General features: G+C 71.5%; 6 protein-coding genes. 2 read left to right on the top strand and 4 right to left on the bottom strand.

Translation table 11 applies throughout. From position 1 onward, the window contains the following. The 4 genes from mdoH to BLU09_RS12495 all read right to left on the bottom strand — a co-directional run bounded on the left by mdoH (position 1) and on the right by BLU09_RS12495 (position 6,759). Entirely contained in the window at positions 1–2,034 is a 2,034-nt protein-coding gene (mdoH, locus tag BLU09_RS12510) for a glucans biosynthesis glucosyltransferase MdoH (protein ID WP_090489574.1), read from the bottom strand. A 29-nt stretch (positions 2,035–2,063) separates the two neighbouring features. After that, positions 2,064–2,567, bottom strand: a complete 504-nt coding sequence (locus tag BLU09_RS12505; RefSeq protein ID WP_090489571.1) for a hypothetical protein — start codon at positions 2,565–2,567, stop codon at positions 2,064–2,066. Next, positions 2,555–4,144, bottom strand: coding sequence for an OpgD/OpgG family glucan biosynthesis protein (locus BLU09_RS12500; protein ID WP_090489570.1), 1,590 nt, complete (start codon positions 4,142–4,144; stop codon positions 2,555–2,557). Before BLU09_RS12500 ends, BLU09_RS12505 begins: the two co-directional genes overlap by 13 nt. 323 nt (positions 4,145–4,467) lie before the next feature. Beyond that, the gene (locus BLU09_RS12495) at positions 4,468–6,759 is read right to left on the bottom strand and encodes a PAS domain S-box protein (RefSeq protein WP_090489568.1); all 2,292 of its coding nucleotides are present in this window, start codon (positions 6,757–6,759) and stop codon (positions 4,468–4,470) included. A 153-nt stretch (positions 6,760–6,912) separates the two neighbouring features. Between BLU09_RS12495 and BLU09_RS12490 the strand changes: the two genes are divergently transcribed. Next, positions 6,913–7,503: a DUF2378 family protein gene (locus BLU09_RS12490; RefSeq protein WP_090489567.1), complete on the top strand. Its 591-nt coding sequence runs from the start codon at positions 6,913–6,915 to the stop codon at positions 7,501–7,503. Positions 7,504–7,620: 117 nt separating this feature from the next. Then, the gene (gene uvrA / locus BLU09_RS12485) at positions 7,621–12,924 is read left to right on the top strand and encodes an excinuclease ABC subunit UvrA (RefSeq protein ID WP_090489565.1); all 5,304 of its coding nucleotides are present in this window, start codon (positions 7,621–7,623) and stop codon (positions 12,922–12,924) included. Positions 12,925–12,930 lie beyond the last annotated feature (6 nt).

Below are 12,930 nucleotides of genomic sequence, written 5' to 3'. Positions count from 1 at the left end.
TCAGGAGACCGCGAGCGTCAGCCGGCGCTCGCGGGCTTCCGTCAGCGTGTGCGCGTCCATCAGCACCGCCGTCTTCTCCGGCGGGGACAGCGGCTCCACGTTGTCGCCCAGCAGCTTGCGCCGCGCGGAGGCCAGGGCCATGGGCACGGCGGCCGGCGAGGGCTGGGACTCCAGCAGCGCCAGGTGCAGCGCGTGCGCCTTGGCATCGGAGATGACGTGGTCCACCGCGTCCTTCACCGGCTCCAGCGCGTGCTCCTCGGCCACCTCTTGTGCCCGCTCCAACACGCGCGGCGGCTCCGTCTCCTCGGGGATGACGAGCAGCCCGCGCCGCTCCAGCCAGATGCCCAGCGACGCGCGGGACGTGAAGACGGAGAGGGGGATGGACAGCAGCAGGCCGGCCACGACGGGTGACAGCCACAGCAGCAGCCCGGGCGACAGGAAGAACGCCACCGCCGCCAGCACCACGCCCACGGTGGTGTGAACGGCATGCCGCCGGGCCGCCTCGGCCCAGGGCAGGTCGGCGTCGTCGCGTTGCTGGCTGGACCACGTCACCTTGTAGCCAAGCAGCGTGCCGAAGACGAAGTGCGACTGGAACAGCATCATCACCGGCGCCATCAGCGTGGCCAGCACGCTCTCCAGCGCCACGCTCAGCACCAGCCGAATCCGGCCGCCCATGCGCGCCGAGTCCTGGGAACTGGCCAGCGCCAGCAGGAGCCCGAAGCACTTGGGCGCGAACAGCATGGCCATGGACACGGAGAACAGCCGCACGGCGCCCGTGGTGTCGAACGCCAGCGCCTCCGGGCCCAGGTCCTCCAGCAGGTGCGGGTTGGAGAAGGACAGCCACCCGTCGTAGAGGCCGGCAATCAGCCCGGACATCAGGAACAGCAGCCACAGCGGGGACGCCGCGTAGGACATCACGCCCATCAGGAAGTGGCCCCGGCTGATGGGGTGCAGGCCGCCCGCGGCCACCAGGCTCAGGTGCTGGAGGTTGCCCTGGCACCAGCGGCGGTCTCTCTGCGCGTAGTCCAGCAGGCTGGGGGGCGGCTGCTCGAAGCTGCCGCCCAGCTCCGTCACCAGCCACACGGTGTAGCCGGCGCGGCGCATCAGCGCGGCCTCCACGAAGTCGTGGCTGAGGATGTGGCCACCGAAGGGCTGCTGGCCGGGGAGCACCGGCAGGCCGCAGTGCTGGATGAAGGCCTCCGTGCGGATGATGGCGTTGTGGCCCCAGTAGTTGGACTCGCCCAGTTGCCACGCCGCCGCGCCCGCGGCCACCACCGGGCCGTAGACGCGCCCGGCGAACTGCTGCAGCCGGGCGAAGAGGGTGCTGCGGCCCACGTTCAGCGGCGGCGCCTGGAGGATGCCCGCGCGCGGGTTGAGCTCCATCAGCCGCGCCATCGTCACCAGCGTGCGGCCGTCCATCAGGCTGTCGGCGTCCAGCACGATGGTGAAGTCGTAGTGGCGGCCCCAGCGCTCGCAGAAGTCCTGGAGGTTGCCGGCCTTCTTGCCGGTGTTGTCCGTGCGGCGCCGGTAGAAGATGCGTCCCTGGCCACCCACGCGGCGGCACAGGTCGGCCCAGGCGAGCTCCTCGGCGATCCACGCCTCCGGGCGGGTGGAGTCGCTGAGGATGTAGAAGTCGAAGGCGTCCAGCTGCCCGGTGGCCTCCACGGACTCGTAGGTGGCCTGCACGTTGGCGAAGACGGAGGCCGGGTCCTCGTTGTGGACCGGCATCACCACCGACGTGCGCGAGGTGAGCCGCGTGGCGGACTCCTCCGCCGTGGGCCAGCGCAGGCCGGGCAGCCGCTTGCTCACGGCGAGCTGGAGGAAACCCGCCACCGCCGTCCAGAAGGACAGCGCAATCCACCCGAAGCACAGGGCGAAGAGCACCAGCAGCACGCCTTCGGGGACGGTGGTGCCGCGCGCGCTCAGCAGGCGGTGCATCTCCCACGTGCCCGCGAGGGTGGACACGGCGGCAAGGCCCAGGACGAAGAGGCGCCGGATGCCGGCGCTCTCCGGTGAGAACGAATGAGCGTGCATGGCGGAATCTCCCGGAGCAGGAGCCTGCGTCAGCGGGAGACGGACATGTCCGGCTGTCCGGCGCGAAGCCAGCGGCGCAGGCGCTCACCCAGCGGCCACAGCACGAGCTGCTGCTCCGGCATCTGCGTGGCAACCTGCGCCGGCGTCGGCACCGGCACCGCGGCGCGCAGGGCGCGGTACAGCTCGCGCGGCACCGCGTCCCGGGTGAGCACGGAGGCGCCGAAGCGCGCGCCGTCGCTGAGGACGAAGGCGGCGCGGCCACGGGTCAGCAGCCGGCCCTCGCCCACCACGTCCATGTCCAGCACGCGCGTCAGCCACGTCTCCATGCGGGCACGGGCCAGGGCCACGGCGGCCTGCGGCTTCACGTTGGACGCGGTGACACCCTCCAGCGCCCAGGCGGCCAGCGCGGCCAGGTCCTCGGCGGCTTCGAAGCCGAAGCCCTGGAAGAAGGCGTCGAGCGCCACGCACGTCTCCGGGCGGACCCAGTCGGTCGGCACGGAGGGGCAGGTGTTCGGCGTCGTCACGGAATCCATAGATAGCTCCAGGTCTCGGTGAGGGTCTCGGAACCGCGCCGCAGGAACGCGCGCAGCTCGATGGGTTCACTGGTGCCCTCGGGCTCCAGCTCGAAGGTGGTGCGCCAACCCCCGGAAGGTTCGTGGCGCTGGATGGTGGAGCGCAGCACCTGGCCCTTGGCCGCGGTGATGACGGCTTCCACCGGCCCGTCCTCGGCGCGGGCGGTGCGAGAGAAGTCGAGGATGAACCGGCGCGTGGCCGGCGTGACGCCTTCGCCCACGGGCATGCCCGGGGTGATGGCGGAGGTGATGCGCGTCGAGGTGACGACGCCGCCGGTGTTCTCCCAGGGCGACCTGGCGCCCCAGTGCAGGCGGTAGGCCACGCGCAGCGGCGTGCCCGGGGTGAGCGGCGCGTCCGGCACCCAGAAGGCGACGATGTTGTCGTGCGTCTCGTCCGGCGTCGGAATCTCCACCAGCCGCACCGCGCCGGCGCCCCACTCGCCCACGGGCTCCACCCACGCGCTGGGGCGGCGCTCGTAGCGGGCCTCCAGGTCCTCGTAGTTGTGGAAGGCCGTATCGCGCTGGAGCAGGCCGAAGGCGCGCGGGTTCTCCGCGCGGAAGCTGGAGGTGCGCACCTGCCGCGGGTTCTGCAGCGGGCGCCACAGCTGCTCGCCGTCCCGGGTCCAGACGAGGAGGCCGTCCGAGTCGTGGACCTCCGGCCGGAAGTCGTCGAACTTCGCGCGGTCGTTCTCACCGAACAGGTACATGCTGGTGAGCGGCGCCACGCCCAGGTTGTCGATGGTGCGGCGCGAGAAGAGGGTGGCCTGCACCTCCATCACCGTGTTCGAGCCGGGGGTGATGGTGAAGCGGTACGCGCCGGTGATGCTCGGGCCGTCCATCAGCGCGTGCACCACCACCTGGCCCGCGCCAGAGGCCGGGCGCTCCAGCCAGAACTCTCGAAACTCCGGGAACTCTTCGGGGCTCGGCTGCGCGGTGTCGATGGCGATGCCACGCGCGGAGAGGCCGTAGAGGTTGCCCTGGCCCAGCGAGCGGAAGTAGCTGGCGCCCTGGAACACCGCGAGCTCGTCGAAGATGTCCGGGCGGTTGAGTGGGTGGTGGAAGCGCAGGCCCGCGAAGCCGTCCACGCCGCTGCGAGGCAGGGACGCCTTGTTGACGACCTTGCCGTAGCTGAAGAGGTCCTGGGAGAAGCGCAGCGGCTGCGAGCGGCCCGCCTCCACGACGTTCATCACCACCGGGGACTGGAACAGGAAGCCCGGGTGGAAGAACTGCACCTGGAAGGGCAGGCCCGCGTCGCGCCAGTGCGCGCGCTCCGGACGGAAGCGGATGTCGCGGTACTGGTCGTAGTTGAGCTGCGTGTACGCCTTCGGCAGTGACTTCGGCGGTGCCTGGTAGGGCCTGGCCGCCAGCGCCCGCGCGCGCTCCACCACCGTCTCCGTGGAGAAGGCCGTCGTGCCCTTCGTGGCCGCGGTCTGGGCCTTGGCCGGCGGAGCCGCCACGGCGGCGCCGCTCGACGCCACCGCCACGGCACACAGCCACGGCGCACCCAGCTTCAACGCTTTCTGCCGCAACGACGTCACGTCCGAGCGCCTCCGAAGGAGAGGTTTCGCCGAACGGCTCCGGTGTCCCGGACCTCGCCCGACCGCACGCTCCGCGTGGACTCGCGGTGCGGCGCGTCAGTGCCTCAGCAACCCGCGTACCAGCCCCGCACGCTCGAATCCGCCGTCATAAAAACGCTGGGATTCCAGTGGGTTGGGCGCGGCGTGTGACTGGAAAGTCACGGAAAGCACACTCTGCGCATGCCTCCTGTGGACGGTTCCCTGCCCTGCGGTCGGGGGCGGTGGGGAGGATAGGGGCAGGGGGTGGGGGGGCCTGTCCAAATCTTCCACAGGCTGACAATTCGCTATGCGTGCGCGAGCCGTTCCTGGATCAGGGAGAGGAGTTCCCTGCCAGCGAACGGTTTTTCCAGATGGGGGCTTGGCACCGACTCCAGGAAGGCGCGGGCCTGAGGCGTCACCGCGCCGCCGGTGAGGAAGATGACCCGCTGGGCCTGCTCGGGGTGGCGGGCCTGGAGGGCGGAGTAGAAGTCCATCCCGCTCATGCCCGGCATCATCAGGTCGCAGAAGACGACGTCGAAGCGCTCGCCGGCCTCGATGCGCTCCAAGGCCTCCTGGGCCCGGGTGAAGAGGGTGACGTCGTGGTGTGGACGCAGCGTACGCCCCAGGGCCGTGCAGACGAGCGGCTCGTCGTCCACCACCAGCACGCTGCCCCGCTTCTCCGTGGGGGCGGGCGGAGGAGCGGGCGGTGGGCGCTCCGTCCCGAGCCGCTGGGAGGGGGTCAGGAGCACCTGGAAGGTGGAGCCCTTGCCCGGCTCGCTCGTCGCATGGATTTCGCCACCCAGGGCCGTCACCAGGCTGTGGCAGATGGACAGGCCCAGTCCGGTGCCCACCCCGGGCTCCTTGGTGGTGAAGAAGGGGTCGAACAGGCGCGGCAGGTGTTCCTTGGCGATACCGGCGCCCGTGTCCGACACCTCCACGCAGACGAGGCCGTTGCCCGAAAGGCGGGTGACGACGCGGATTTCATGGCGCTCCGGCGTCCCGGAGGGAATGGCCTGGGCGGCGTTCACCAGCAGGTTGAGGAACACCTGTCCCAGCCGTGACTCGTTGCCGACCACGGTGGGGACCGCGTCGAGCTGCTTCACCAGGCGGGCGCGGTGACGAATCTCCGTGGTGGCCAGGTTCAGCGTGGACTCCAGCACCTGCCGGACGTCCACTTCCTCGCTCTCCGCTGAGTCCACCCGGCTGAACGTCTTCAAGTCCCGGACGATGCTTCGCACCCGGTCGGCGCCCTGCTGCGCCTCGGCGAGCGCGGCCTGGGCGCTGGCCACCGCCTCCGCCAGCCGGGGCTCCATGTTCCGGGTGCCGGTGGGCAGCACGCCGGTGAGCTCCTCGCGCGCGAAGGCCAGGTTGGCGGTGAGGTAGGCCAGGGGGTTGTTGATTTCGTGCGCCACGCCCGCGGCCAGTGTGCCGACGGAGGCCATGCGCTGCGCGAGCATCAGCCGCGCCTGCATCTGGTAGCGCTCCGTCAAGTCATGGGAGACGGAGACGATGGAGTCCTCGCCGTCGAAGGGCAGGGGAAAGGTGGTGGACTCCACGTGGAGCACGCTGCCGTCGCGTTTGACCAGCCGCCGCTCCTGGAGCGCCGCGCGGCCGGTGCGGATGGTTTCGTGCATGCGCGCGTTGGCGCTGGCGAAGTCCTCCGTCGGGATGATGTCGGAGAAGTGCTTGCCCAGCAGCTCGTTCACGCTCTCGTAGCCCAGGGCCGTGGCGACCTTGAGGTTGGCGTAGCGCACGCGCGCGTCGGTGTCGAAGACGGCCACCAGGTCCGGCAGGCTGCCGATGAGGGTGCGGAAGCTCACCTCCGAGCGGCGCAGGCTCTCCTCGGCGCGCTTGAGCGGGGTGATGTCCGGGAAGAAGGAGATGACGTGGGGCGTGCCGCCATAGGGCACCAGGCCCATGAAGAGCAGCGTGTGCCGCAGCTCGCCCTCGCGGGTGCGGTACTGCGCGTCCACGCCGCGCACCGTGCCGTGGCGCCGCAGCGTGTCCACGATTTGCGAGCGGTTCAGGGGCGCCTGCCACAGCGCCAGCTCCATCGTGGTGCGCCCGATGACCTCCTCGCGCGTGTAGCCGAAGAGTTCGAAGTAGGCTTCGTTGGCCGCCACCACGCGCCCCTCGGTGATGGTGGTGATGGCCGTGGGCACGGGGCTGACGGCCAGCAGCGTCTCCTTCAGGTCATCTCCGAAGGGCAGGCCCTTGCGGCCCTCGCGCCGGACGAAGCGGCGGTGGGCCAGCTCCACCCGCAGCGCCAGTTCCTCCTCGTCCACGGGCCACGCGAGCAAATCATCGGCGCCGGCTTCCAGGACGGGCCGCAGTCCGCCCAGCGCGCCCCGGTGGCCCAGGAGCAGCAACACGGATTCCTCACCGCCGGGCAGGCTGCGCAGCGCGCGCACCAGCGGGACGCGGGAGGGGTCCGTCCGGGCATCCACCATCACCAGCGTGCACGTTCCGCTGCGCCACGCTGCGGGCACCGCCGCCTCGCGCGTCACGGTGACCACCGTGTGTCCCTGCTCACGCAACCAGGACTCGACTGGCGCCAGGTCCGCCCCTCCCCCCTGGGTGACAATCAGGACCCGCATGGGACACCTCTTGATGACGAACGCTCATCGTTACACGACGTCTGCTGTTGTAAAAGCGGGGTGCCGTGCCGGTGTGGCGTGCAGGTGACGAAGCGCCCGGGCTGATACACTGGCTTCAGGACCGGGGTGGACCGGTGGAGACAGGGGGAACTCATGGAACGGCGGGGCTTTGACGACAAGACGGCCACCGAGCCGCAGAAGCCACCACCGTTGCCGGTGCAGGTGCCTCGGCGGAACTTCGAAGGGCTCTTTGTCCATGCGTTGAAGCCCACGGGCCCCTTCGCCCAGTCCTTGCGAGACATTGGCTACGACATGGAGGCGTCGCAGGAGTACTACCCGCTGGCGGTGTGGCGGGCGGCGCTGGGGGTGGCCCGTCGCCATGTCTGCGTGGGGCAGCCGCCCGAGGCGGCCAACCGCGTCCTGGGGCACCGCTATGTGGAGGGGTTCGCCCAGACGCTGGTGGGTCGCATCTTCGCCACCGCCGCGCCCCTGTTGGGGACGGAGCGGTGTCTGACGCGACTGCCCACGTATCTGCGGGCGGGGCGCGAGGACATGAAGATGCTGCTGGAGCCGGTGCAGGCGGGGGAATGGCGCATCCGCGTCGTGGACCCGGACCCGCTGCCGGACTTCGTCGCCGGCGTGGTGGAGGGCGTCCTGCTTCGCACCAAGGTGTTGCCCCAGGTGGAGGTGCTGGAGCGGCAGGCCGCGGGGTACGCCCTGCGGGTGCGCTGGACGGGCGCCTGAGCGGGCCTCCGGGCTCCGGGTGTCCGCCTCATCGCCAGCCAGGGAGGCGAGTTCCCACAGGTGCTCCCTCAGTTGTGATTGGCGGCGAAGTGTCCAGTCGTTAAACCTGCCACCCGTATGCACAAGACTCACCTCGTTGGCGCGCGCACGCACAACCTGAAGGACCTGTCGGTCGACCTCTCGGAAGGGGAGTTCGTCTGCGTCACTGGCGTCTCCGGCGCCGGGAAGTCGAGCTTGGCGCTCGACACCCTGTATGCCGAGGGGCAGCGGCGCTTCGTGGAGAGCTTCAGCCCGTACGCCCGGCAGTTCCTCGAGCGGCTGGAGCGGCCGCCCATGGATGCCCTGGAGCCCGTGGCCGCGGGCGTGGCCGTGGACCGGCGCGCGCCCGTGAAGAGCTCGCGCTCCACGGTGGCCACGCTGGCGGACGTGGAGCCGTACCTGTCCGCGCTCTTCACTCGCGAAGCCGTGCCCGTCTGCGGCACCTGCGGCGTGGAGGCGGTGCGGACGGACGCGCGCGTGGCGGCGGCCGCGGCCATACGCGAGCACCCGGACGCGCAGGCCATCCTCACCTTCCCGCTGCGCATCCCCGACACGGCGGCATTCCTGGACGCGCGGGCCCGGCTGCTGAAGGACGGCTACCACCGGCTGATGGTGCAGGGCGAGGTGAAGGAGCTGGAGTCGCTCCGTCCCGCCGAGGCGACCGACCCGGCTGGAATCGCGCGCGTGGTGGTGGACCGCGTGAAGCTGACGAACGCGCAGCTGTCGCGCGTGACGCAGGCCCTGGAGGACGCGTGGAACCGCGCGGACGGCGAGGCGCACCTCTTCGTCCCGGGGCAGAGCGTGCCCCAGCGGCTGCGGCGCGGGCTGGTGTGCCCCAAGTGCGCGCGGGAGTTCGAGGCCGCGCGGCCCGGTCTCTTCAGCTACCAGTCGCCGGTGGGCGCGTGCGCCGCGTGCCGTGGGTTCGGCCGCACCATTGGCATCGACTGGGGCAAGGTGATTCCCAACCCCGAGCTGAGCCTGTCGCAGGGGGCCATCCGCCCCTGGTCCGGCCAGTCCACCACGTGGGAGCGCGGCATGCTCCAGCGCTGGTGCAAGGCGCGGGGGATTCCGTGGGACAAGCCCTGGGGCCTGCTGACGCCCGAGCAGCGCGAGTCGGTGCTGGAGGGCGAGGGCGACTACGACGAGGGCCGCGCCTATCCGGGCGTGCGCGCGTGGTTCCGGTGGATGGAGGGCCGCACGTACAAGATGCACGTGCGCGTGCTGCTGGCGCGCTATCGCGCCTACACGTTGTGTGAGAGCTGCGGCGGCGGACGCCTCAACGCCCAGGCGCGTGCGTACCGCGTGGGCGGGCTGGATTTGCCGTCGTGGCACCACCTGGAGCTGACGGATGCGCTGGCGCGGCTGGACGCGCTGCGCACCACCACGGGGCAGGGGGAGCTGGCGCGGCGTGAGCTGGCCGGCCGCCTGCGCTACCTCCAGCGGGTGGGCCTGGGCTACCTCACGCTGGACCGCCCCGCGCGCACGCTGTCGGGCGGCGAGGCGCAGCGCGTGTCCCTGACGGCCGCGCTGGGCACGTCCCTCACCGGCGCGCTCTTCGTGCTGGATGAGCCCACCGTGGGCCTGCACCCGGGCGACGTGCCGCCGCTGACGGAGGCCATCGCGGAGCTGGCGGAGCGGGGCAACATCGCGCTCGTCATCGAGCATGACCCGCTGGTCATCCGCTCGGCGCACCGCGTGCTGGAGCTGGGGCCCGGGGCCGGGAAGCAGGGCGGGCGGCTGGTATTCGATGGCACGCCGGAGGCGCTGGCGAAGAAGCAGGACCTGCCCACGGGGCGGCTGCTGGCCGGCGTGGACGAGGTGCCGCGGACGCCGCGCACGCGCACCGGGGCGTTGGTGATTCGGGGGGCCCGCGAGCACAACCTGAAGGACCTCACGGTGGAGGTGCCCCTGGGCGTGCTGTGCGCGGTGACGGGGCCCAGCGGCTCGGGGAAGAGCACGTTGATGGACGAGGTGCTGTACCGGCACCTGGCGCGGCGGCTGGGCGTGAAGGACGTGGAGGCGCCCGGCGCGGTGGACGCGGTGGAGGGCATGGATGCGGTGAAGGCCATCACCCTGGTGGACCAGTCCCCGCTGGGGCGCACCTCGCGCGGCAACGCGGCCACGTACACCAAGGCGTGGGACCGGCTGCGCGAGCGCTTCGCCTCCGAGCCCGACGCGGAGGTGCGCGGCCTCACGGCGGCGCACTTCTCCTTCAACGTCGACAAGGGCCGCTGCGAGGCCTGCTCGGGCGAGGGCTACGAGACGGTGGAGATGCAGTTCCTCGCCGACGTGGCGCTGCTGTGCGCGGTGTGCCGCGGCCGGCGCTTCAAGGAAGAGGTGCTGGCCGTCCGCCACCAGGGCTTCAGCGTGGCCCAGGTGCTGGAGATGACGGTGGACGAGGTGCTCCAGCACTTCGGCGGCGACGCGGCGCTGAAGCGCACGCTGGGGCCGGTGGCGCGGCTGGGGCTGGGCTACCTGCCGCTGGGGCAGCCGTTGTCCACGCTGTCCGGGGGCGAAGCGCAGCGTTTGAAGCTGGCGCGAGCGCTGGCAAGTGAGGCGCAGGGGACGCTGTTCCTCATCGACGAGCCCAGCGCTGGCCTGCACGCGGAGGACGTGCGCCACGTCATCACCGCGCTGAATGCGCTCGTGGACTTCGGCGCGAGCGTGCTGGTGGTGGACCACGACGTGGCGGTGATGAAGGCCTCGGACTGGGTCATCGACCTGGGCCCGGTGGGCGGCCGTGACGGTGGCCGGCTGGTGGCGGAAGGGACGCCGGAGGACGTGGCTCGCGGCAAGGGCGCCACCGCCCAGGCACTGCGGGGCGAGCGCAAGCCGCTGGGCCGCGCGGTGAAGCTGCGCAAGCCGGGCAAGGGTGAGGTCCCCGCCATCGAGGTGGAGCACGCGCGCGAGCACAACCTCCACGACGTGTCGTGCCGCATCCCGCTGGGGAAGATGACCGTCGTCACCGGGCCGAGCGGCTCGGGCAAGAGCTCGCTCGTCTTCGACGTGGTGTTCGCGGAAGGCCAGCGCCGCTTCCTGGAGACGCTGAGCCCCTACGCGCGGCAGTTCCTGCCCTCCATGCCGCGTCCGGATGTGGAGCGCATCAGCTCGCTGCCGCCGTCGGTGGCGCTGGAGCAGCGGACCTCGCGAGCGGGAGCCACCAGCACCGTGGCCACCGTCACCGAGGTGGCCCACTACCTGCGCCTGCTGTTCGCCAAGCTGGGCGAGCCGCACTGCCCGAATGACGACTCGCCCATCACCTCCCTGTCGCCGGACGTGCTCTTCGCGCAGCTCACGGCGATGAAGGGCGAAGGCACGTTGCTGGCACCCGCGGTGCGCTCGCGCAAGGGCACCTACCTGGACATCTTCGCGGCGGCGGCGCGCGCGGGAATCTCGCGGGCCGTCGTCGACGGGAAGCTCGCGTCCACGGATGACCCGCCGCGCCTGGCGAAGACGCGTGAGCACGACATCGACCTCGTCATGTACGAGGGCAAGCTGTCGAAGCTGGACCGCGACGTCTTCGAGAAGGCGCTGGGCTGGGGCCAGGGCGCGGTGAAGGTGGACGCCGGCAAGGGCGAGACGCTGCTGTCCACCGAGCGCACCTGTCCCAAGTGTGGCACCGCCGTGCCGGAGCTGGATCCGCGCTGGTTCTCCTTCAACACGAAGCAGGGGCGCTGCGAGTCGTGCGAGGGCACCGGCATCCAGGGCGGCGCCGAGGCGATGGCCGAGGGCGAAGTCGCGCCGTGCCGCACGTGCGGTGGCAGCCGGCTGGCCCCCGTCCCCCGGGGCGTGCGGCTGGAGGGCGCGCGCTACCATGAGGTGGTGCAGCAGTCCGTGGCGTCCACGCTGACGCGGGTGCGCGGCTGGAAGTTCAAGGGGGACCGGGCGCTCCTGGGCGAGCCGTCCCGTCAGGAGCTGCTGCGCCGCATGGAGTTCCTGGAGCGCGTGGGCCTGGGCTACCTGTCCCTGGACCGCAACGCGGCCACGCTGTCAGGCGGGGAGATGCAGCGGCTGCGCCTGTCCGCGCAGCTGGGCGCGGGCCTCACCGGCGCCATGTACGTGCTGGACGAGCCCACCATCGGTCTGCACCCGCGCGACACGCACCGGCTGCTGGACAACCTGCGCGCCCTGGTGGCCACGGGCTCCACGGTGCTGGTGGTGGAGCATGACTCGGACACCATCCGCGCGGCGGACCACCTGCTGGACCTGGGGCCCACGGGCGGCCGGGGTGGCGGGCACATCCTGGCGGAGGGGCCGCCGGACGTGGTGCTGGAGAGTGATTCACCCACCGCGCGGGCCTTGAAGGAGTCGCAGGTGCGGCCTCCCTCGGGCCGGGGCGAGGCGAAGCAGTGGATTGAGCTCAAGGGCGCGCGGGCCAACAACCTGAAGCGCGTGGACCTGCGGCTGCCGGTGGGGCGGCTCAACGTGGTGTCCGGCGTGTCGGGCTCCGGGAAGAGCACGCTGATTCGCCAGGTGCTGTACCCGGCGCTGCGCGAGAAGCTGGACCGCGTCACGGCGAAGCCCGGCCCCTTCACCTCGCTGCACGGGGCGGAGGCGGTGAAGCGCGTGCTGTCGGTGGACCAGTCACCCATTGGCCGCACGCCGCGTTCGGTGCCGGCGACGTTCCTGGGCATCTGGGACGAGCTGCGCCGCGTGTTCGCGGCCACGCCCGAGGCGAAAATCAAGGGCTTCACGCCCACGCGCTTCTCCTTCAACTCGGCCAGTGGCGGCCGGTGCACCGCGTGCGACGGGCAGGGCGCCATCTCCCATGAGATGTCCTTCCTCCCGGACGTGGTGACGCCGTGCGAGGCCTGCAACGGCGCGCGCTTCGACGCGGCCACGCTGGAGGTGCGCTACCACGGGCTCACCATTGGCGACGTGCTGCGCCTGTCCGCCGACGAGGCCAAGGATGTCTTCAAGGCGCTGCCCCGCGTGGCCGCGCCGCTGGAGTGCCTGGCCGACCTGGGCGTGGGCTACCTCCAACTCGGCCAGGGTTCTAACACCCTGTCCGGCGGTGAGGCCCAGCGCTTGAAACTGGCGGCCGAGCTGACGGCCTCCGCCCGGCACGAGCCCACGCTGTACGTGCTGGACGAGCCCACCACCGGCCTGCACCTGGGCGACGTGGAGAAGCTCATCACCTTCATGGGCCGGCTGGTGGACCGCGGCGACACGTTGGTGGTCATCGAGCACCACCCGTCCGTGATTGGCGCCGCGGACCACGTGGTGGAGCTGGGGCCCGATGGGGGCGAGGCGGGAGGCCACATCGTCGCGGAGGGCACGCCCCGCGAGGTGGCGAAGCAGAAGACGCCCACCGGCCGGGTGCTCAAGTCGCTCTTTTCGGATGAGGACACACGCTCGCGTGCCGCGGCGCGGCGGGCGTGAAACGGG

The organism is Myxococcus virescens, from assembly GCF_900101905.1.
Lineage (GTDB): Bacteria > Myxococcota > Myxococcia > Myxococcales > Myxococcaceae > Myxococcus > Myxococcus virescens.
The sequence above is the reverse complement of the archived record's forward strand: the minus strand, read 5'-3'. Positions and strand labels throughout refer to the sequence as shown.